The sequence below is a fragment of the Pedobacter cryoconitis genome (genome assembly GCF_014200605.1).
In the GTDB taxonomy this organism is placed as follows: Bacteria; Bacteroidota; Bacteroidia; order Sphingobacteriales; family Sphingobacteriaceae; genus Pedobacter; species Pedobacter cryoconitis_B.
Map to the genome: position 1 here is coordinate 19,464 of NZ_JACHCE010000008.1, position 21,780 is coordinate 41,243.

General features: G+C 36.0%; 14 protein-coding genes and 1 tRNA gene. 6 read left to right on the plus strand and 9 right to left on the minus strand.

What is annotated here, in order from left to right:
* Positions 1 to 414: 414 nt before the first annotated feature.
* The gene (locus HDE68_RS20455) at positions 415 to 1,389 is read right to left on the minus strand and encodes a hypothetical protein (protein ID WP_183884104.1); all 975 of its coding nucleotides are present in this window, start codon (positions 1,387 to 1,389) and stop codon (positions 415 to 417) included.
* Positions 1,390 to 1,508: 119 nt separating this feature from the next.
* On the opposite strand from HDE68_RS20455, the gene HDE68_RS20460 reads away from it, so the two are divergent.
* The 4 genes from HDE68_RS20460 to HDE68_RS20475 all read left to right on the plus strand — a co-directional run bounded on the left by HDE68_RS20460 (position 1,509) and on the right by HDE68_RS20475 (position 6,969).
* Complete coding sequence (locus HDE68_RS20460; protein ID WP_183884105.1) at positions 1,509 to 3,368, plus strand: ATP-dependent nuclease; 1,860 nt, start codon at positions 1,509 to 1,511, stop codon at positions 3,366 to 3,368.
* The gene (locus tag HDE68_RS20465; protein ID WP_183884106.1) at positions 3,368 to 5,266 is read left to right on the plus strand and encodes an ATP-dependent helicase; all 1,899 of its coding nucleotides are present in this window, start codon (positions 3,368 to 3,370) and stop codon (positions 5,264 to 5,266) included. The genes HDE68_RS20460 and HDE68_RS20465 overlap by 1 nt, the downstream gene beginning before the upstream one ends.
* A 77-nt stretch (positions 5,267 to 5,343) precedes the next feature.
* Positions 5,344 to 5,715, plus strand: coding sequence for a hypothetical protein (locus HDE68_RS20470; protein ID WP_183884107.1), 372 nt, complete (start codon positions 5,344 to 5,346; stop codon positions 5,713 to 5,715).
* A gap of 6 nt (positions 5,716 to 5,721) precedes the next feature.
* Positions 5,722 to 6,969 carry a hypothetical protein gene (locus tag HDE68_RS20475; RefSeq protein WP_183884108.1) on the plus strand — a complete coding sequence of 416 codons (1,248 nt, stop codon included), beginning with the start codon at positions 5,722 to 5,724 and terminating at the stop codon, positions 6,967 to 6,969.
* Positions 6,970 to 7,846: 877 nt separating this feature from the next.
* On the opposite strand, the gene HDE68_RS20480 is transcribed toward HDE68_RS20475, so the two are convergent.
* The 4 genes from HDE68_RS20480 to HDE68_RS20495 form a co-directional block, all read right to left on the minus strand.
* Positions 7,847 to 9,151, minus strand: coding sequence for a site-specific integrase (locus HDE68_RS20480; RefSeq protein WP_183884109.1), 1,305 nt, complete (start codon positions 9,149 to 9,151; stop codon positions 7,847 to 7,849).
* A gap of 244 nt (positions 9,152 to 9,395) precedes the next feature.
* Positions 9,396 to 9,468 (minus strand) — tRNA-Lys (locus HDE68_RS20485).
* A 141-nt stretch (positions 9,469 to 9,609) separates the two neighbouring features.
* Positions 9,610 to 11,523 carry an ATP-dependent RecD-like DNA helicase gene (locus HDE68_RS20490; RefSeq protein WP_183884110.1) on the minus strand — a complete coding sequence of 638 codons (1,914 nt, stop codon included), beginning with the start codon at positions 11,521 to 11,523 and terminating at the stop codon, positions 9,610 to 9,612.
* A gap of 64 nt (positions 11,524 to 11,587) precedes the next feature.
* The gene (locus tag HDE68_RS20495) at positions 11,588 to 12,985 is read right to left on the minus strand and encodes a phosphatase PAP2 family protein (RefSeq protein ID WP_183884111.1); all 1,398 of its coding nucleotides are present in this window, start codon (positions 12,983 to 12,985) and stop codon (positions 11,588 to 11,590) included.
* 216 nt (positions 12,986 to 13,201) lie between these two features.
* On the opposite strand from HDE68_RS20495, the gene HDE68_RS20500 reads away from it, so the two are divergent.
* A complete protein-coding gene (locus HDE68_RS20500; protein ID WP_183884112.1) occupies positions 13,202 to 15,580 on the plus strand; it encodes an ABC transporter permease in 2,379 nt (792 codons plus the stop codon).
* Between the two features lie 61 nt (positions 15,581 to 15,641).
* On the opposite strand, the gene HDE68_RS20505 is transcribed toward HDE68_RS20500, so the two are convergent.
* Entirely contained in the window at positions 15,642 to 16,868 is a 1,227-nt protein-coding gene (locus HDE68_RS20505; protein ID WP_183884113.1) for a macrolide family glycosyltransferase, read from the minus strand.
* 87 nt (positions 16,869 to 16,955) lie between these two features.
* Here HDE68_RS20505 and HDE68_RS20510 point away from each other — a divergent pair, with 87 nt between their 5' ends.
* On the plus strand, positions 16,956 to 17,897 hold the full coding sequence (locus HDE68_RS20510; protein ID WP_183884114.1) for a helix-turn-helix domain-containing protein: 942 nt from the start codon (positions 16,956 to 16,958) through the stop codon (positions 17,895 to 17,897).
* 153 nt (positions 17,898 to 18,050) lie between these two features.
* On the opposite strand, the gene HDE68_RS20515 is transcribed toward HDE68_RS20510, so the two are convergent.
* Genes HDE68_RS20515 through HDE68_RS20525 form a run of 3 tightly spaced genes read right to left on the minus strand, consistent with a single transcriptional unit; the run spans position 18,051 to position 21,657 of the window.
* Positions 18,051 to 19,715 carry a gliding motility protein RemB gene (locus HDE68_RS20515; protein WP_221300837.1) on the minus strand — a complete coding sequence of 555 codons (1,665 nt, stop codon included), beginning with the start codon at positions 19,713 to 19,715 and terminating at the stop codon, positions 18,051 to 18,053.
* The gene (locus tag HDE68_RS20520; RefSeq protein WP_183884115.1) at positions 19,672 to 21,219 is read right to left on the minus strand and encodes a gliding motility protein RemB; all 1,548 of its coding nucleotides are present in this window, start codon (positions 21,217 to 21,219) and stop codon (positions 19,672 to 19,674) included. Before HDE68_RS20520 ends, HDE68_RS20515 begins: the two co-directional genes overlap by 44 nt.
* 6 nt (positions 21,220 to 21,225) lie before the next feature.
* Complete coding sequence (locus HDE68_RS20525) at positions 21,226 to 21,657, minus strand: hypothetical protein (protein WP_183884116.1); 432 nt, start codon at positions 21,655 to 21,657, stop codon at positions 21,226 to 21,228.
* Between the last annotated feature and the right edge of the window lie 123 nt (positions 21,658 to 21,780).

Below are 21,780 nucleotides of genomic sequence, written 5' to 3' on the forward strand. Positions count from 1 at the left end.
TAATTTAAGTCAATTTTATAGAAATTTATTCTTTATTCTGTAAGGGAGAGTTTTCAAAGAAGAAGCTGAGCATAAATGTGGAGTTATAGAGCTTCCTTACATAACGGATTGCAATGATCCAGATGAAAATTAATAATATTAAGGAAATATTCACGTCAGGCATAATGCTAAGTTAATATAAAATCGTTTCCGGCGTTATTTGAGGCCCTATGCCTCAACTCGCTTTTACGAGAATTTTTTTGATTTTTTTTACTCTCAAGGTGTTAATAACTTTAAATCTAATATGAATCAAGATTTAATCCTATACTACAAAGGGCAAAGGGATATGAACAGATTTATAATAAGCCAGAGCGTCAAAGCAAGTTGATTTCTGCTGAAGGCATTTTGCAATTATATTTGAAATGCACTTATAATTTAACCGCCATATTGTACGATGAAACCATCTAATCCTCTTGAAATCCTATTGTTTTCAGAGTCGATTTGTCTGTCAATAACGGACGACTGGTTACGAATGTAGAATTGTTCGATATCATCGAATTTCCTATCAACCAACAACTCATAGATTTCCACATCCAGCCCAACTTCAATATCCAAATTGTTAGCCTTTAGATTTAGCATTCTAAAATCCTCACCCCTTAATCTAGATGTTTTGCCTCTCGGGCTGTTGAACTCCTCAAGCGCAAAATACGGTGAATAATAGGTTTCATAAAATTTCTCAGGATCAATAACAATTTTTTTTACACCTTTCTGTGAAGGCGGATCGACAATTTTGGAGAATATTCGATCTTTCCCAAAAGATGTGGCACAGGCGGTTATTGTCGACGGGACCAGTCCATGTATGGTATCGACATTTCCCCCTTGATCCTTTGCCTCTTTGATTTTACTATTCAGGTGTTTAGCGGTAGTACCTTTTGCTTCAAATACATGCCATTCTCCATTTTCAGACACACCAACCAGATCTGGCTCAAGCTTTGAAGTTGTATCAACGAATGTAATCGCGCCTTGTTTTTTCAAAGATTCAACATGAATTAAGTTCGGGATCGACAACAATTTTTCCGCGTAATATTTCGCCACCGCCATACCAAGATTGTAGCTGACTATCCTTTTTTGATCACTTACATAATCATTGTAAATTGGATGTAGATTCAGGTCTTCTCCAGATTGGATATTTGTGAAGACTATCAAACACTTTTGGATAATAGAATTTGATAAGGCCCTCCAAAGGCCGTAATTCCGGATGTCTATCTTGGTGATGTAACTCGGATTGCCTACTGTCATAATACACCTATAGAGATCCAATTTGCTGCATATCAAAGGTGTTTCAACCAACTGGTTGATATTATCATATGGCGCTGTGTAGCTAGATGCTGTGTAGAATATTCTACCCATATAGATTAGAATAAAAGAGAGTTTTAGAATTAATTTTTAATTAACTAATATACAGATTTGCATGTTTCTGAATAATTTATTCTAGGTTAAACTTAGTACCTTAGTAAAAATACGCTTTCATGCATCTTAAAACACTAAAAATCAAGGGCTACAAAGCTTTCAGTGGCGAATTTACTGTTAAATTGAACAATGGGTTAAATATTCTCGTTGGAGAGAATGCAACAGGTAAAAGCACCATAATTGATGCGCTAAGACTTATTCTATCAGAAGACGAGTATGGTAGAGGTGGCATAACCGCATCAGATTTTCACAAACCTCTTCATCTTTCAACGAAAACGAAGGGAGCTCCAAGAATTTCAATAGCATGTGAATTCGATAATTTGAATGATGATGAACAGGTAGTTTATCTTCCATGGTTAAACTTAAATGATCCCAAAAAGGCGATCCTAAGTTTAGCAATTGAGAATAAAGAGGATAATCGTGGCAGGTTTAAAAGAAAAATATGGGGCAACGAATCTGAAAGTGGATTATTTGAATGGGAGTTACTCAATAGGATAAACTGCATCTATCTTCCCCCTTTAAGAGATGCAGAGGACAAATTGAAAGCATACAAAGGGTCACGTCTTTCTCGACTCTTGAAGAACTTGCGTATTCAGGATGAAAGCGATGAAATGCACCCGCTAGAGAAGAAGTTCGCCATGTTAAACAAAGACCTTTTAAATGATAGCTCTATTCAAATAGCTAACTCTTATATAAAAGACAACATTTTAAAGGCTGTTGGACCTGTTTTTGGCCAAGATGCTTCGTTACAATTTACAGAGATCAATTTCGACCGTATCGTTGAAAGAATAAGGCTACTTTTTTATCCTGTCATTCCCGGAGCAGGGTCAACTAATTCTGTTGATATGTTTCGAGAACTTAGTGAAAATAGTCTCGGGTTTAATAACATTCTTTATTTAGCCACAATTCTTGCCGAATTTGATGGAACGGAAACGACAGATACATTTCATAAAATATTATTGATTGAGGAACCTGAAGCACATCTTCATCCACAATTGCAAATCCGATTGATGCACTATTTACAACAACGGTCAATTGAAAATAAAATCCAGATAATTGTCACCACCCATTCGACGACTCTTGCCTCAAGCGTAGATTTAAATGCAATAAAAGTATTATCTGCCACAAAAGATAGCTCAATGCCCATATTTACAGCTGTAGAAGAATGTTGTTTACCTAGCCCCACCAAAGATTTTTTAGAAAGATGGCTTGATATAACAAAATCAACGCTGCTGTTTGCAAAAGGCGTGCTATTAGTCGAGGGCATTGCTGAGGCCATGCTTATTAAGCAGTTGTCGAAAACTGTATTAAGAGAACTCATGGCTGAAAACCCTGAGAAGCACTATTGTGATACCCTTGACGATTACGGTATTTCTATTATAAATTTAAACGGGTTATATTTTAATCATTTTATGGCTTTGTTTAAAGGCTATCACCGCAAATCTGAAGATGTTTTTGCAGGTTGCAGTGGAATTCCCGTTAGATGTGCAGGCCTTACTGATAACGATCCGGACAAAGAAGGAAGGCCAACTCAATCTAGTCCACTGATCGGAAAAAACCATCAGTTATATTTAGTTCAGGAATTAGAAGACAATTCCATTAATTGCAGGCTCTTTACCAATCTTAAAACTTTTGAATATGACTTGGCTCTCGAGGGCACCAATCTATCTTTAATGTGTGATGTACAATTAAAATTGATGGAAACTGACGGAACGATAAAATCCCAACTTCAAACTTATATTGATAATGATTGGGAAGCGGCAACGCCTGAGGAAAAGGCCGATGCTGCTTTTTGGTTACTCAACAGAATTGATAAGGGAGTTTTTGCTCAAGCTCTAACCCAATATCTAGTTAAAAGCCAGACTGAATTCCAAGTTCCGTTATACATTAAAAAAGCGATCAAATGGTTAGTCGATTAATGACAAATAAAAAGAGACTTAAAATCTGTTATAAGCTCTACAAACTAATTCGTTGTGATTTATCATCGATGATTAAGCTGAGTGGAGAACAATTATTTTATATCAATCAAGCTATTGGTGAAAATACCTTTCTGCAAGCATGCCCAGGAAGTGGTAAAACAGAGGTGATCGGACTTAAAGCATCTTATCAAATTTTGTCTTGGCAGCATTCACTGGGTGGGTTGGCTATTTTAACTTTTACAAATAGTGCTGCAAAAGAACTCAGTACCCGCATCAGGAAATATGCTGATCTCAGTCTTGGGACTCATCCACATTTTGTTGGAACTTTTGACAGCTGGTTGCATAATTTTATTCTTCACCCATTTTGTCATTATCTTACCGCCTACAAAGGTCAGGATGGAGATAAAAGCGTTCGAATAACTGATCAAGACAGCAATGCGGATTTTTTGCATAATTATGAAATAAAATTAGAACATAATGGTAAAAGTATTCCTATTGCTGCCACTGAATATCATTTCATAAAGGATTGGGAAACGATTGTTGGAGATTCGGACCTAGCCAAAAGCCTCATAGAAAAAAAATTGACTGAAGAACAGAAGTCGGTGTTTATAAAGAACAAAATCAAGTTCTTTCAAGATGGGTTTGCCACGTATGCAGATGCAGAATTTCTTTGCTACAAGTTGTTAGTCAAATATCCATTTTTGAGGAAAAGACTTTCGCAAAGATTTCCTATAGTCATTATTGACGAGTGTCAAGATTTGTCGGACGGTCAGATTTCATTCTTGGATCTACTGATGCAAGAAGGATCAAAGCTAGATTTTGTTGGCGACATTCACCAAGCGATTTATGATTTTCGTTATGTCAACCCTGAAAATCTTTTAAGTTATATTGATGTAAAGAAATTTAAGAAGCTATATCTAACAAAGAACTTTAGAAGCAATCAAGAAATTGTTAACGTAACATCTTTTTTGAAGAACGATGGGATAAAAATTTACGCAAATATTGAAATGAAGTCGTCAATTACATGTGTTTTATGGCAATATGATGAAACTACATTTACTGACTTGCCCAGCAAGTTTGCTGCTTTGTTGAAGCAATACTCTATTCCAGCGAAAAACTGTGCTATCCTTGCACGAGGGAAAACAACCCTCGATTTACTTAGAATTCAAAATCAGTTGTGGAAATTTAGTAAGATTGAATTATTTGCTGTTAGTTTACATTGTTGGTTTAAATTAGACCGAAGTTCCACTGATTTGACGAACGCGCTGACTTATGCAGGCAAATTCATTTTTTCTGTAGCCTATCTGGGAAGAGCTGACATCAGAAATCAATATCGTCCACAGTCTTTTGATTCTATCCGCTGGCGGTTACTAATAAAAGAATTTTTGAACGCCTCGAAGTACCTTTATACTTACGGCGAGCAAAATGACGGAGTCAATTGGAAGAATTGGAGTAGCCTTGTAAAACAATTTTTAAATCTTAATTGGCATTATTTCGATAATAGTCAGACCACTTTTGATAATATTAAAAGTAGAATTAAGGCCCCCGCAAACCTTGGAGATATTCCTGTTAATGACTTATTTAAGGATAAATCGGGGCATAATGTTTTTAGAACAACCACTATACATAGTGTAAAGGGTGAGACATTAGATGCTGTGATGCTGGTGTCGCATAAAAATAAACAAAGTAGAGGTGGACACTTTTCTCATTGGATAAGAAATGAAAAATCAGAAGAAGAACATATCCGTTTTGCATATGTTGCATGTTCCAGACCAAAGCATTTTCTTGTCCTTGCTACCCCTAAACTCTCGAAGCTGGATTTACAACACTTGGAAAAGATAGGTTTTAAAGCAGATCATAATATTTTCACAAATGAATCTAGTGATGGAGGTCAATAATATTCAAGTAATTAGTTATCAGCACATGTGCTTCAGAAGGACTACATCGTTACATTTGTAAATACAAAAATAATTATATGGCTCTAAGTGATTTTTTCCGCATAAATTTTCCTAATGCTATTGCTCGTGATCCTGAAATTAGGTGGTACGCGTTTAATAGAGAGTACATGCCACTTGGATGGCATAAGAAGGATCATTCAGTTTTTAATCCGACCAAACTTGAAGAGATCCGAAAAATAGGGTCAAACTATAACAGCTTAACTGAGAAACACTTGCTTGTATTGGCAGACGGACCAAATAGTACCGACAGAGATGAGCATGGCAAGATTACCAGAATTTGGTTTTACAGTGATGGTAGCAATCCCAATATTGATTCAAAAAACTATGAACCATACATTAAGAAAATCAAAAAACTTGGAAAGCTTGAAGTTAATCGAATTGCTGAATAGATAATTATGTATAGACGTCGTACTTCAACCATATTTCGGGGAGGGAGAATTTCGGAAGTTTTCCAAAAAGCTTATGACAACATCAAATCGACAATAGATGGCGAACGAGAAGATTACATTCTCAACGTCAATGAAGCTGATTATGTCAAACATTTAGAAACAAAACATAAGCTATTGCCTCCAGTTCTTCATTTTGACGAGGTAAGTGCAGATAGCTATGAGGGAGACATACCAGCAGAATACTTTCCAGGAAGTTTCAATCTCTATGAGGGTAAGAGTTATAAGAAGGAAGTAATCCAGTTTTTTGTCCCTGTTTCAGGTGACATTAGTTTGCTTCGATATCGTCCTGCAAGTGTAATCTATTTTGGTGGCAGTGGGGATTTTGAAATTAAAGGCGATTCTATTTTAGCCGAGTTTATTAACTTTTCTAACAATGCCGAGGAAATAAAACAGAAGTATGAAAGAGAGGTCAATGGACTGCATGCGAATTATAATATCTTGAAAGTGGATATTGAGAGTTTTAATAACACCCTAACTGACCAAATACTAAACTATTTCAACGAACGAAAGGGAAAAATTCTTAGTAAGAAGAGCTTACTTTCTTCTTTAGGGATACCATTGAGAAAAAAAGAACACATAGCTAATACTTTTGCTATTCCTAAACCAGAACTACGTGAAAAAATAGTGGTCAAACCGATAGTCTACGAACAAGGATTTAAACCTGAACCCACATTAGATGATGACAACTATCACAAGATTTTGAAAGTTATCAACGATGTTGGCAAAAACTTTGAAAGAATGCCGAGTGTCTACAAATATAAGGGCGAAGAAGATTTAAGGGATCATATTTTATTGACACTCGATCCAAACTTCGAGTTTGGGAGTGCGAGTGGAGAAACTTTTAATAAATCTGGTAAAACAGATATACAACTGCGATATGACAGTTCTGTTGTATTCATTGCAGAGTGTAAATTTTGGAGTGGAGAGAAGAATTATCTCGCAACTATTGATCAGCTTTTAGGTTACCTCACGTGGAGAGATACCAAGGCTTCAGTAGTGATTTTCGCAAGACAAAAAGACTTTTCAGCAATTTTAAAAAAGGTCCGTGATAGTACAAGTAACCACGCCAATCATTTGGGTTTCGTGTCTAACGTAGACGAAAATTGGTTCAACTTCAGGTTTCATATAAACGGGGATAGAAATCGTGAAGTAAAAATAGCTGTCCAACTTTATCATTTGCCGGATACGCAATAAGTTTATCTACAATACTAATAAGTGAAATATAGTTTTGATCAATAGTTAGTGAAATTAGTAGTTTTCCCCCAGCTCAAGCTTCATTCTGCTATTGAAGATATCAACCGTTTGGAAATGCTGGTGAAAACGACCAGATCATACTGAAGAGGGTATGCGAAAAATTTGAACATACGGCAAAAGATATTGAAATTTACTACCAAGCGCTTTTCAACAGTAAGCTGGTGTAGAATAAAAGACTTCTTACATAACCGTTGCAAAAATAAATTTTGTGGTTTTAAGTTATACGGCTTAAATTGCCTCAGTAAATGAGAATCAATGTTTTTGAATTAAGTTTAGGCCCAATGAGTGGTCCCCTAATAATCTTCTAACCTAGCTACTTCGTTTAAAATACTATTCTATTTAAATAACTAAATAATTTTGATATGTTGAATAGAGATCAGAAATTGTTTTTTTGATAATGTCAAGTTTTCGGTTCAAAGCAAGACCAGCCAAAGTATTTTAAAGAAAAAACACAAATTATATCCTTAGATTTTTATGTGTTTTATAAAACTTTTTCCTTTTAAATCTTCAATAATGGGTTCTATAAGCCCTAAAAACCGTTCTAAGTGTTCAAAGTATTCCCGCTCATGGGTATGAAAATCAGTATGACAGCTTTGAAGATACCATAGAAATAAAGCGTACTGATGATGGAAAATATTATATTCAGCAATTATCTAATAGTATATTTCAACAAAAGTTTAAACCGAAATAAAGTGTCAGTTGAAATACGGAATCACTGGCCATTTTCCCTGAAATACCCACATAGTACTAATTACACCAAATAGTTTAAGGAGGGAATAACTTAAAGTGATTACCTCCTTGAATTTATAACTATGGTTTAATCGATCGGAGGAAATGCAGCCTTTTTAAGTTGTCCGTCAGCGTCAAATAACAAATGCTTGAAGAGGTTCATTTTTTTACTAATTCTATTTTTTTTGACCCTAGCATATCTTTGTGTTGTTCGTATGTTCTTATGTCCGAGCATTTTACTTACATCTTCTAGGGGGAAATCCATAGTGTTGAGCATTAAATCGGCAAAGGTATGTCTGGCTAAATGGCTATTTAGAGGCCGACCAATTCCACATAGGTCAGAAAGCTCCTTTAAGTAGCAATTATACCTGAAATTGCTGTTTACGGGAATTAACTTTTTATGAAATATGCAATAAGGATCGTCCTTATATTTCGCAATAATTTCCTTGACTATTGGGAGAATTGGCACCATTTCTGTAACTTTTGTTTTACCTCTTTCCTTTATTAACCACTTTTCATTTTCTGCTCCGACCTTTACAATGTTTTGGGGTGATAGATTGTATATATCTTGGTAGGCAAAGCCTGTGAAACACTGAAATATAAATGCGTCTCGTACTTTTATAAGCCTGTCAATGCTAAGATTCTTGCGCCAGATACTTTCGACCTCAAACAATTCTAAAGGTAGAATTTCAGGTTCTTCGGATCCGCATCTAAATTTCTCTATCGGATTATTAATAATCCATTTATTAGCTTCCGCGATGTTGAGCAATTGTTTAGTGTTTTTAATCTGCTTCATAGCTGCCGCCTCCTGAATGGATGGTTTTCTTTTAACAATTAAGAAGGTATGAAATTTATGAGCAAAGGATTGGTCTATTTCTGAAAGTTCAAGATCCTTTGATTTAAAAGTGTGTGTAATAAATTCAGCTATCTTTTTCTTTGTCGATTTCCACTGCTTTAAAGTTTCCTTTGATCTCTGGTTTTTTTCCACTAGTAAAGAGAAGCTCTCAATATGAAGAGAAGCCAATTCCAGTAAGGTTGGAATCTTATCTTCAGTTTGTTGCTTTTTTCCGTTATAATCTGTAGAGAGGTTTCTATAACTTTTCCGGAGCATTGCAGGGCTTACTACCTGATGCAATGATTGTAGTATGGTAAAATGCTTTTCAAGCTCACATTGTATCCTGTTTAACGCAGAATTGATGCTTTTTGCTTCTGGACAAGGCAAGATTCTTTTCTTTTCCATATCCCACCTATAACTAGGAATTTTTTTTGCTGTAGAAAACTCTATTTGTTTTCCATCAATGGAAATTCTACAGATAATAGGAGCATAGCCGTTGATGTCAGCTTTTGATTTACGGTGCCAAAAAAGAATGGACAGGTTTTGGTTACTTTTCATTTCTCAATCTGTTAAAGTTAAAAACTTGTTTATGGCCGGATAACCCGGTAACAGCTTGCTCTTTGATAATTTGGAGTCAAATGAATCTTTTTGACTGGTGCCCAAACTTAGCAATTAGAATCGGGCACCAGTTATGGCACCAATCAGATTGGTTTAAGTTGGTATGAAATGACTTATTATTTTTTGAAAAACCCCTTTGAAAAAACATTTTAAACAGAAAAGGCGCAATTTCTTGCGCCTTTCGTGATCCCGCTGGGATTCGAACCCAGGACCACTACATTAAAAGTGTAATGCTCTACCAGCTGAGCTACGGAATCAATTAATTCCCTTTGTTTAAGGAGGTGCGAAGATATAAATTAAATTGTAATAAGCAAAACGGTTTGAAGAAAAAATGAAAATAATTATTCTAAACTCTCCAAAACCGCTAAAAACAGTGATTCTAACTATTAATTTATGGATTAAAACAATTGCAATGTTGTCGACTGTTGATTACCTGATGATGTTTTTGCTTTTACATTTGCCCTTGCATGATGTTCAGTAATCCAGGAAATGTAATCTTCCACTTGAATTGGTTCTTTTAATAAACCACCTGCAACCTGTAAAAGAGAAATTCTTTGTTCAATAACCTGTCTGTATTTCTGTAAAAGATGTTGCAATTCCTGCTGAACTTTATTTTTCGGCTTAACCCTGATGTTTTTATTCACAGGATTTAAAATCTGCATATTGATCTCTTTTGTAAAATAAACAGAAGCAGATTCTATCCTTTCCTGCAGCACCGGCAAATCGTTAAAACCAGATTGCTTATGCAGATTGATAACCTGAGTCTGAAAACGATCTGATAAAACGATCAGGCTCTTAATTGATTTTTTAAGCTGAGAAAATAAAACTGCATATTCCGGGATATTTGATCTCGCAATTTCCGGGCGGGTAATAACCGTTTCCAGCTCGCTTAATAACTTGTTAAATGAAAAGTGGTTAAGTACCAGCTGCAGAATAAACCCTTGCTGGCCGCTAACCAGAAGATGATCAAGCTCATCTTCTTTAACAGACTTCATATAATTGATTACTTCTGTATTTGATCTTAAACTTTCAGTACCAATCTTGGATTTCAGAATCAGCCCATTCAGTGTTCTGACACGGCTTAGAGCCACATATACCTGTCCGGCTATAAATGATTTTCCGGCGTCAATAATCGCATGGTCAAACGTTAACCCCTGGCTTTTATGGATCGTTACTGCCCAGGCTAACTTAATCGGATACTGAGAAAACTCGCCAACCTGTTGCTGCACAATAACTTCTTCGGTATCTGTTTTATATTCAAAAGATTGCCATGAAGTCTTTTCTAGTAACAAATCTTCCTCCTGAGGAAATGAAATATAGATCTCACCATCTTTAACGGACTTTATTTTTCCAATCTTTCCATTGTAGAACTTTCGATTGTCACCGGTATCATTCTTAATGAACATCACCTGTGCACCTTCCTTTAATTTCAGTGTTTGTTCTGCCTGTAAACCAGCATCTCTGAATTCACCGCTGGTCTCAGCCATAAAAGTATACTCTTCACCAGGAAGCTCATCCAGTTTAGCTTTGTTAACGGTATTAGCTTCTGCATTATGTGAAGTGATAATAATAGGACTCAATTCGTCCGTCGCCATAAACTGCGGATCATATCTTTTATTGAGCAAAGCCAGGTCGGCCTCAGTAATCTGGTTATTTCTGATACTGTTTAGAATATTGACGAATTCTGGTTCAGTTTGACGAAATACTGTCGTTAATTCTATCTGTAATAAAGGGTTTCTGCGAATAACATAACCCTCAAAAAAATAGGGGGAAGCATAAGCTCTGCTCAAAAATGCCCATTCTTCTCTTTTAGTAACAGGAGGCAATTGGTACAAGTCGCCGATTAATAACAACTGTACACCGCCAAAAGGGATATTATTTTTTCTTACCGAACGGAGTATGGCGTCAATCATATCCATTAAATCACAGCGGACCATAGAGATCTCATCAATGATTAATAGCTCTAATTCGTTGAACAACGTTGTCTTTTCCCTATTATAACTTAAATCATTGACCATAGACTCAATAGAGGTTATGCCCAGTTGTAAGTCTTCCAAACCAATTTCGCCAGGGAAAAAAGAACCAGCAGGCAGCTGGAAAAAAGAGTTGATTGTAGTACCCTTTGCATTCATCGCAGCAACACCGGTAGGGGCTACCACGACCATTTTTTTAGAACTTTCTTCTTTTATACGTTTAAGCAGTGTAGTTTTTCCGGTTCCTGCTTTTCCGGTAAGGAATATATTTTGATTAGTGTATTCAATAAATGATAATATTTTGTCGAAAATTGAATTAGAAGGCATGCCATTACTCATTTGGCAAATTTAGCCGATTTTTTCTTTAGTTGGGATAATATTGAAATGTTTGCGCCTGATCTGTTTACCAGATAAACGCCGTAATCCCCAGTCCAAAAGTGATATTATTGTATTTTGTCTTTCCTAAAGTTTCAGGAAGAGGTTCATAGATAAGATGGCCGTTGTTATCCCTATCATTCAAAACCTCTATATCAAACTTGTGGACTGATCCAAAATAAGTCGTATAAGCTTTAATTGCAGTATTGCGGCCAATACGTTTCTGAATTCCAATTCCTGCAGACCAGCTGAATGCTGTTTTTGGTTTATATCTTGCATAAGGCAGTTCATCTGTCCCAAATTCATTTTGATATTCTGGCTTAATATTCAGAATAAAGTTTCCGTTACTCCCAGAAGATATTCCTGCATTTACTTTAGCTGTAATGAACCAGTTATTGGCAAGAGGCAGACTGAAATAAGGTCCAATATTTAAATATTTAACACCAAGAGCCTGTGTATACAGTCCATTACTGACTTCTATAATATCAGGGTCGAGCACAGCGTGCTCTGAATTTAATGGAAAACTGGTAAATGCAAGTTCCCCTCCAATACCGAAATTTTTATTCATAAACCAGGCACCTTCCAGGCCTAAGTTAAAGCCATCTTTGTTGAAAATGTTTTCATGTGCTGTACCTGTAAGTTTCTTTTCTGTAGCAATAGCATAACCGGCATGTAACTCAACAAAGCCCGGGTTATTACTGATAGGCACGGGGTTGTTTTTTAAAGGTGCGTTCATCCCTCTGTTTTTCATAATCTGGTCAGTCACAAAATACCCCAGTTCAGTAGAAATTATACCTACTCCGGCACCTGTAAGTACATCTGTGATCCAGTGCCTGTTGTTCAGGCCGCGTCCCAAAGCTGTTGCAGTGGCCATCGCATAACCTGTAATACCGATTAATGGGTATCCATACTGCCCATATTCCTTATCCAGCATGGTTGCATTCATAAAAGCGGTAGCGGTATGTCCCGAAGGAAAGGAATTATTTGAACTCCCATCCGGACGCTCCACTTTACTCGTAGATTTTATCCCGTTTACCATTGCACCCATAATGCCCATAGAAAAAGCATAAGAGATCAATGTACGTTTTGGTGTGTGTTTACCTTTTACATTAAATGCATTTAAAGCTAATACGGCCGCCGCCGGAGCATATTGAAGGTAATCATCGTATCTGTATTTGAAATCGGGGATAAACCTGTTTCTTACTTCCCTAACCGTTTCACGATGAGGCCAGGCCAGAGCAGTGGCACTAAACAGCACTAAAGGAACAGTTGTTTTTTTGACAAAATCCTTTTTCCAGAAGTTATTTACAGGGTGTTGCAGGATAAGACTGTCTGTAGCCTGTGCATTTATAGTCAGTGTATTTATTGCAAGTAGGGTAGTAAGTAGTAGCTTGAATTTTGTCTGGCTCACACAAATAGTTAACATGGGCGAATATATTAATTTGCCAGTTTAATTGGCGTAAACCTAAATGAAATTTTTTGGAGCTTAAAGCGTTAGCCGGACGTTCAATTGCGAACATAAATTGTTCGATAATGAACATGATAGATTGTAATAGCTCACTAATTTGCCATTCAAGCCGTTTTATTTACTTAGTTTAGAACTGGCATACAATTAGAACCTAAGGTGTAAATTCGCTTAATTATGTTTTTCATTAATTTAAAAATAGCCTTACGTAATCTTAAAAAGAACAAAGGGTTTTCACTGATGAATATCGGTGGTCTGGCCATTGGCATGACTTGTTGTTTATTGTTATTACTCTATGTGAGTTATGAATGGGGATACGATAAACAATTTAAAGATATTGACCGTATTTTCTTTACGCGGTTAAATATTGATATTAATGGAAAATTAGCCACTACTATTGCTACGCCTGATAAATTAGCTGGTACCGCACTACAAACTTTGCCAGGGGTAGAACAGGCCAGCCGAATGGATCTTGGGCATCGTGATAACAAATTATTTAGCCATAATCATGAAAATTACAAGTTGAGTGCACCTTTTGTAGACCCATCTTTTCTCCGGATTTTTGAGCATAAATTTATATATGGTGATGCCCTGACAGCCTTAAGTACGCCTAACTCTGTGTTAATTACGGCTTCAGCTGCCCGCAAATTATTTGGTCATCAAAATCCACTCGGGCAAAGTATAAAATATGATAACAGGAAAATGCTGAAAGTAACTGCCGTAATTGAAGACCTGCCAGAAAACCAGAGTCTTCGGTATGATGCTTTATTAAGCTGGGCCTTTTTTCAACAGGAATTTCCTGAAAGTAAGAACAATAGCTGGGGATCTATTACCTGCGCCACTTATATTAAGCTAAAGGATAAAAGTCAGTTTGCTGCTGTAGACGCAGGGTTGCGAAAGATGATCAGGGCCAATGAAAAAGATGCGCAGCTTGAAGCCTTTTTATTCCCATATGCAAGGTACCATCTTTACAATGAATTTGTAAATGGTAAATCGGTTGGCGGGAGAATAGATCAGGTAAAATTGTTTGCGTTTCTGGCTTTTTGTGTATTGCTCATTGCAAGTATCAATTATATGAATCTTTCTACCGCACGTTCAGAAAAACGTGCCAGAGAAGTAGGGGTAAGAAAAGCATTAGGCTCTACCAGGAAAAGTTTAATGGGGCAGTTCATGATCGAATCTATGTTGTTTTCATTAATTGCTGTGATTATAGCTTTTGGACTTCTCGAATTAAGCTTGCCATATTTTAACAATTTGTTGGGTATCCAGATGAAAATCGACTATAGCTCTTATACTTTCTGGCTTACACTGAGCATTATGGTTTTATTAACCGGTTTTCTTGCAGGTAGTTATCCAGCATTCTACTTGTCATCATTTACGCCAATAAAAGTTTTAAAAGGCATAACAGGAATTGGTCAGGCTTCTTTGCCCGTACGTAAGATATTAGTAGTACTTCAGTTCAGTCTTTCTATCTGTATGATTATTTGTGCTATAATTATCTATACACAAATCCAATTTATGCAAAATAAACCACTGGGTTTTTCCAAGGATAACCTGGTTGAAATGAGTTTAGAAGGAGAGTGGAGAAAACCAGAGAGACTGGAGCTTTTTAAAACTGAACTTAAAAAATCTGGTGCTGTTATCTCTGCAACAGAATTTGCACAATACTTTACTCAGGAAGGTTCTATTACGGGTAATCTTAACTGGCCAGGAAAGCCTGCCAATGATAACTCAATTATTGATTTCCGCAGTATTGGTTATGATTTTAGTGCGACCATTGGTGCAGAGATTGTGAAAGGCAGAGATCTTTCCCGCAAATTTCCCACAGATACTGCTGCTGCTATACTGGTTAATGAGGCCATGGTTAAAACAATGAGGTTAAAGTCTCCTGTAGGAACTGTAGTTCGGTGGGGAGAAGATGCGCCTTTAACTATTGTAGGCGTTATTAAAAATTATTCCAATGAAAACGTTGGAGGAAAAACTCTTCCCACTTTCTTCTATTACAATGTAAGAAAAAGTAATGTTTTAATTATCAGGATTAATCCGGATGAGAACTTAACTGCTGCTATCAGTAAAATAAAACAGATTAGCCAGAACCTTAACCCGGCTTACCCAGCAGAGCTAACCTTTGTTTCCCAGGATTTGAAAAATAAATTGAAAAGTGAACAGCTTTTAAGTGTCCTTTCTAATTTCTTTGGTGGCTTTGCTATCTTTATTTCCTGCCTCGGCTTACTTGGACTGGCACTTTATATGGCAGAACAGCGTAAAAAAGAAATCAGTATCAGAAAAGTTTTGGGTGCAGATCTGCAAAGTATTTTGATCCTCCTGAACAAGGACTTTATTAAGCTGGTTATGATCTCTAATCTGATCGCCTTTCCTGTTGCGTTTATTTTTGCAAACAATTGGTTAAAAAGCTATGATTACAAGATTTCAATAGCTGCATGGCCTTTTATTATTGCGGCAATAATGTCTTTAGGTATAGCCTTGCTCACCGTAAGTTTGCAAAGTTTTAAGGTTGCTAAGGCAAATGCTGTTGACGCATTGAAATACGAGTAATTCATAGCTCTGGAAAATGTGTTTTTTGTCAGTCCTCAATAAATGGTTATTAAAAAATCATTTATTGAGGACTCTTTAATTTGAAGATCTCATCAACTGCTTTTTTATAACCACCAGCCCGAACAAAGGATTCGCTGATCTTATGAATATTTTTCAGATATGAAGGGTCGGTCAGGACTTTTGCAACCGAGCTTTTTAATAAATCAGTATTAAGATTATTGATGTCAAGAACTATAGTTGCGCCTAATTCCTGTGCCCGGTTTGCAAGATAAAACTGATCTGCTCCTAATGGGATTGAAACAAAAGGTATATTATTATACAATAAATCACCTATGCTGTTCATGCCTGCATGAGTAATAGCTACTGTAGTATGTTTTAAGATTTCCAGTTGTGGCACATATTCTCTGATAATAAAGTTGTCAGGGACCTCATATTTTGAAAGGTCTACCTGGTAAGCAGCCATCACCACGACAGTATCAGGGTCTGTAAAACTTTGAAAGAACATGTGATTCAATTCAGCAGAATAGTTACTGAAAACAGTACCCAGGGATATATAAATAACTTTCTTACCTTTCAGTTTTTCAAATGGAAAATCTACCTCATATTTCTTATTATAGATAGGGGGACCAACAAAAATATAACTCTCATCATAGTTCTCCGGATTGGGGATGAAATATTCAGAAGTATAAATGATATTCAGGTTGCCCTTGTTAAATAAGAGGTTGAATATATCTTCATTGATTTCAACCTTATATTTCTCAATCAGCCTTTGACGGACAATTTTGAATTCTTCCACAGTCTCTGGAGTAATGCCCATCATACCTTTAGGTTTATTTACAGCCCCATCAGGTCCGTTAGTTTTAGGCATCAGCTCTTTTAGCGTTGCAAAAACTGCAAAAGAAGAAATTGCCGGGATCTGTAATATGCTGGCAATTGTACTGGCATAAGGATAGGCAGCTGAAAAAATAATATAGTCAAACTTTAGACCTTTAATTTGATTCAGCAAGACATCTATAAATTTTTCTGGCTGTAGTAAAGCACCAATAAGTCCACCGGAAGACTTTTTTGTAGTTTGATCAGTTGAAGGTGCATCCTTTTTCGTCTGAAATAGATTTAAATCTTCCTGATAACACTTAAACTCAGCACCAATTTCTTCAATTGTTGTTTTGAATTCTTCAGAACTAAAAAATGTTATTTCTTCGCCCCGATGTGCCAGTTCTGTTGCTAAACCAAGAATTGGATTCATGTGTCCGTGGGACGGTATGCTTAAAATTAATACTTTCGACATGAGCTTTTTTTTATTGATAACAAAATTACTTGTCAGGAAGCGAATAAAATATCTATATTCATCCAATTAATAGTCCAAAACAGTATTATGATTTTTGAATCTGCCGATGCAAATAAAATTGGTTTAATGAATGCACTTTCTAAAATAACAGGAAGTGAGATCAAAGACAGGAAGATTATTCTGCCAGAAAGCTATGGTGATGGCTACATGAAGTTTTTTGATTTTGGCCCTTTCATGAATATGATGATCAGTGAATTTAAAATGAAAGAGGATCTGGTACTAAAAAAAACAAAGACAGGACAAAGAAAAAATGAAATCATCTTTAGCTTCAGGAATGTGTTACGCGGAGGCGATACCAGGTTATTGCCTTCAGTACAGGTCTCTTCAGCAGATATAGATATTGAAGTTTCTATTTTGGCAGGTACACAGGTTAACACAATCCTGATAGTTGTACATGTAGATTTATTGAAAGAATTGATTGGTCAGGAAACAGGCAACCTATTATTACAGAATATCATATCTGGAAATCAGCCCTATTTATATGATGAAATTATTTCTCCGGAGATACAGTCTGTAGCTACTAAAATCATAGAGATAAAGGACGAAGAGCAGCTGGGAGATTTCTATCTTAAGCTAAAAGCAGGGGAGATGATCTACTTGTTTTTTGTAGAATTGTTAAAACGGCAGAACAGGGCTGGCTATCCACTAAATAGTTCGGATGTAGAGGCTATGTATTCAATCAGGGACAAAGTGGTTTCGGATTTAAGTGTTCCACCAAATCTTTCTGAGCTGACACAGATTTCTAATATGAGTGAAAGCAAGCTGAACCGCTTATTCAGACAGATTTTTGGTAATAGTGTTTATAATTATTATCAGGCCTTAAGAATGAAAGAAGCTGCTTATCTGATTAAAGAAGAAAAGCTTTCCGTTTCTGAAACGGGTTATCGTTTGGGATTTACTAATTTAAGTCATTTTACCCGGGTTTTTGAGCGGCATCTTGGACTTAAGCCCAAGAAATATTCGAAATAAAATTCGAAATCGGGCCATGTTGTATTTTCAGGGGGGACACTATACTTCCGTTTAAAAGCTGGAATAAAGTGAGTGGAATTTTTTTAAATATCCGTGGACATATTTTTTTTTCAAAAATACAATACTTATTATCAATCTATGGATTAATTAGTTTTAATGAGCAATGTGCCTTGAGGTCAGATCTGAGTAAATATTTCTGAAAGAGCTGCGTAGCCCAAAAGTCAACAGGGTAGTTGTGGTATTAGAAATGGCATTTTTTTCGTCCCGTAAAATTGCCCCTAATTCTATTCTTAAATTATATTTAGGGTTAAGTAAAAAAGCGGCTTTCTCTTCCACATAGATCATATGGGTTGCTAATCCCTGTTCTGTATAGTTATCAAGGAATTTTGCCGGATTAGTATAAACTTTAAAAATATCTTTTCCATAGTTTAGTCCATTTATATCTAATCCATATTTTCCTAAGTCAACCTCACTACTAAAATCAAATCTTTTATAAGTATAGTTTAACAATGCTAAAATTTCTCTGAAATTAGCACCCCAGGGATGCGCAAGCGGTTCTCCATTTTCAGAATAGTTTGCTATAGCCGATCTTGCCGAATAGGTATAAGGTTTTGCACTATTGGTTTCTAACAAATAATTAAGTCCCCTGACCTTAAGCAGGTTAGTTCCTCTAAAGCCAAGCTGCCAGCCGTATTTGTTCCCATAACTTCCATTACTGGAAAAGAAATCTTTTGAACGAAATTCATTAAGGGCGAATTGCCCATAGGCGGTAATACCATCATTGATCTTGTATCTGGCAGTTAAACCCATTAGGGATTTATCAGAGTTGTCACTTGCATTATTAATAGGTTGCAAAAAGATAACCGGATTGATATAATTAACATCAAAAGGGCGCTTTACACCATTATCATCAGTATGAAATACCATAACGTTATCAAAAAATCCAATCGAAAGTCTATTGTTGACTGTCCAGTCCAGATAGTGGAAGACACCAAATTTCTTTCTGTCAATGTTATATTGGGAAGTTGTTGCCGGATCATTCATATAAGTCCACATCACCATATATCTGACGTCTCCAAGAGTTCCGGTTAGTTTAAGAAATGGATAAGGAGATGCATAATCAGATAACAGCATAGAGCGATATCCGTCCCCAATAAAAGTTTTGTCACGTCCGGCAGTGATATTTAAGTACTTTATAGATGTATAGGATATTGATGCAGTTATATAGTACCAGCTATAATTTTTGTTATTTGAAGAACGGGCATAAGCTTGCCCGGGTATAATACCAATATCATTAATATAGGAAGTGAGATAATTTGGAAAGCCAGCTTTATTGACATAGCTGCTAACGTAATAAGAAATTTTACTACCTTCCTTTCCACCAAACTGTATACCCAGAGACCCCAATCCTGTGGTTTTATGATCAGAAAAATCCCTGCCGATTGTAAAGTCAGGTAAGAGGTCAGCAAAGAAAGATGAATGTGGAGCATTAATCTCCACCAAATGTGCATTGAATAACTTTCTATAGATCAGACTCTGTTGATTATCACCCTGCTTATTGTCTAATAGGGAATCAATAGGGCGAGATATCAACGAATCATCGGCCAAAAATGGTTTTAAAGAAGAATGGCTCCTGGTTTTTGTGGAATAAATATACTCATTAAGCTTTTGATAAAATTGATAGGAATAGGGTTCTGGAACAGACTGTGCGAATAATGGAATCACTGCAAGCTGGCTTAATAGTAAAATGAATAAATATCTATTAATGATTGATTTAAAAGTCATGGTATAGGTTTCTAAAACTGCTGCGTAGTCCAAAAGTGATCATATTGGTTTTATTATCATTCAGGCTGTTTTTTTCCTGTCTTAATAAGCCTGAAATTTCTAAACGGAAATTGTATTTAGGATTAAGTAAATAAGCTACTTTACCTTCTGCATATTTTAAAGTTGAGGCTAGCTCTTGTCCACTCTGATTAAGAGTATAATGGGCATAATTGATCTGCCCCTGGAAATCAAACTTATGGATAGAATAATTGACGATCCCTAACCATTCTTTAAAACCTGCCCCGAGAGGGTGTGCAAGAGGCTCGCTCAACTCTGTATAATTGACAATTGAATAGGCAGAAGAATAGGTATTAGGTTTTGCGGTATTGTATTCAAATAAATAATTTAACCTGTTGATTTTAAGAAGGTCAGAACCTCTGAGCCCTAATTGCCAGGCATAATTACTATTACCTGTTGACTGGTCAAAAACCATTTGTCCATAAGCAGTAGTTTTTGTCAGGACCTTGTATTTACCATTAAAGCCAATTAGGGTATGGTCCGGTGTGGTTCCCGCTGGTCTTAAAGCAGAAGAAAAAAGTATAGGATTGATATAATTCAGATCAAAACCATGAAGTTTGCCCTGGTCAGTGGCCTCTTCCACTATTAATGCATTAAAAAAACCTAAAGAGGTTTTATTCGTTATATTCCAGTCGATATAATGAAAAGCACCCCATTTTCTTCTGTTATTATAGAATGAATTAAACTGTGGTGCCTTCTGATCCTCCATATATGCCCACATTGCCATGTATTGAATTTTTTTACCCAGGTTTGCAGTGAACCTAAGCATAGGATAGGGGGCTGAGTTATCAGATAATAACAAGGACCTGTAACCATCGCCTATAAAAGTTTTATCCTGACCCAAGGCTATTGTAATTGCTTTAGTCGGTGTATAACCTATTAATGTAGTTACATATGACCAGTCCTTTGTCGGGGCTCCCTGATTTTTATCATAGCCCTGGCCAGGCACCATTCCTGTCTGATTAATATAATGATCCTCATAAGCAGTAAATTTCCCTTGATTTTCATAACCACTGGTGTAAATGAAAAATTTAGAACCTATAGTTATGCCTAACTGAAAGCCACGCGTATTTAGCCATGTTGTTGTTTTTTCATTAAATGATCGTCCTAATTGAAAATCAGGTAAGAAATCTAAATAAAAAGTATAGTCTTTGTTTTTTACATCTACTAAGTGTTGATCAAATAATATTCTCTGAATGAAGTTCCTTTTTGTCGTTTCCCTGTGATTTGTAGTCAAAGAATCATAAAGTGGTCTCAGGTAAGAAGAATCGGAAATGAAATAGGGTTTTATTGCAGTATGAAGATTGATATCTGATGAATAAATAGTTTTATTTAACTTTTGATAAAACTGATAAGAATAAGGCTGAAAAATTAATTGAGCATTTCCTTGCTCAGTTTTCATCAGCATCAGGATAAAGAAGAGAGCCAGACTGATTAATCTTTCTCTTCTATCTGAATAATTATATTTTAGTTGTTTCATCTTTATTTAATCGTTTTCATCACGTTTGCGGTATATCCAATCGAATACAGAGTGGAAAACATACAAACTGAACATCATGGCATAAAGAATTTCGTCAATAATTACTCTTGTCAGTGGCCTTGATGTTTCAGTTCCGATCTCATTTGAAATTGATGCTGCAAGTAAACTAATACCAGTAATCATGGCAATCATTGATACCGTTCGTATTTTGGGAGTTATATCCAGTTTAATCGTATGATAAATGGTTTGCCGCTGTCTTGTAACCACCTTTGCATTATCAATTGTAAAATGCTGAACAATTGATTGAAGATCTTTTTTCAGGAACTGTTGTTTAGTAGTTAGTTGAAGCATATCAGTTGGCAGAGGGGCTGCTTGAAGAATGCCCGTGAAAAAAAACAGGGCTATAGCAATCGTGATTGCGAAAGATTTCAAACGCATAATATTATTTTGAATACCAAAATTAAGTAAGGCGTATTTAAATAACCTTTATTTAAGATGTGAAAGAGATTATAAAAGCATTAGAATCTCTTAATGTGCTGGTATTTGGATTCTAAAATTGTT

Bases quoted from the DNA above. Each gene is read 5' to 3' on its own strand.
- HDE68_RS20475 (WP_183884108.1), top strand. From the start codon at position 5,722: ATGTATAGACGTCGTACTTCAACCATATTTCGGGGAGGGAGAATTTCG.
- HDE68_RS20455 (WP_183884104.1), bottom strand. From the start codon at position 1,389: ATGGGTAGAATATTCTACACAGCATCTAGCTACACAGCGCCATATGAT.
- HDE68_RS20525 (WP_183884116.1), bottom strand. From the start codon at position 21,657: ATGCGTTTGAAATCTTTCGCAATCACGATTGCTATAGCCCTGTTTTTT.
- HDE68_RS20490 (WP_183884110.1), bottom strand. From the start codon at position 11,523: ATGAGTAATGGCATGCCTTCTAATTCAATTTTCGACAAAATATTATCA.
- HDE68_RS20480 (WP_183884109.1), bottom strand. From the start codon at position 9,151: ATGAAAAGTAACCAAAACCTGTCCATTCTTTTTTGGCACCGTAAATCA.
- HDE68_RS20500 (WP_183884112.1), top strand. From the start codon at position 13,202: ATGTTTTTCATTAATTTAAAAATAGCCTTACGTAATCTTAAAAAGAAC.
- HDE68_RS20470 (WP_183884107.1), top strand. From the start codon at position 5,344: ATGGCTCTAAGTGATTTTTTCCGCATAAATTTTCCTAATGCTATTGCT.
- HDE68_RS20460 (WP_183884105.1), top strand. From the start codon at position 1,509: ATGCATCTTAAAACACTAAAAATCAAGGGCTACAAAGCTTTCAGTGGC.
- HDE68_RS20510 (WP_183884114.1), top strand. From the start codon at position 16,956: ATGATTTTTGAATCTGCCGATGCAAATAAAATTGGTTTAATGAATGCA.
- HDE68_RS20465 (WP_183884106.1), top strand. From the start codon at position 3,368: ATGACAAATAAAAAGAGACTTAAAATCTGTTATAAGCTCTACAAACTA.
- HDE68_RS20505 (WP_183884113.1), bottom strand. From the start codon at position 16,868: ATGTCGAAAGTATTAATTTTAAGCATACCGTCCCACGGACACATGAAT.
- HDE68_RS20495 (WP_183884111.1), bottom strand. From the start codon at position 12,985: ATGTTAACTATTTGTGTGAGCCAGACAAAATTCAAGCTACTACTTACT.
- HDE68_RS20520 (WP_183884115.1), bottom strand. From the start codon at position 21,219: ATGAAACAACTAAAATATAATTATTCAGATAGAAGAGAAAGATTAATC.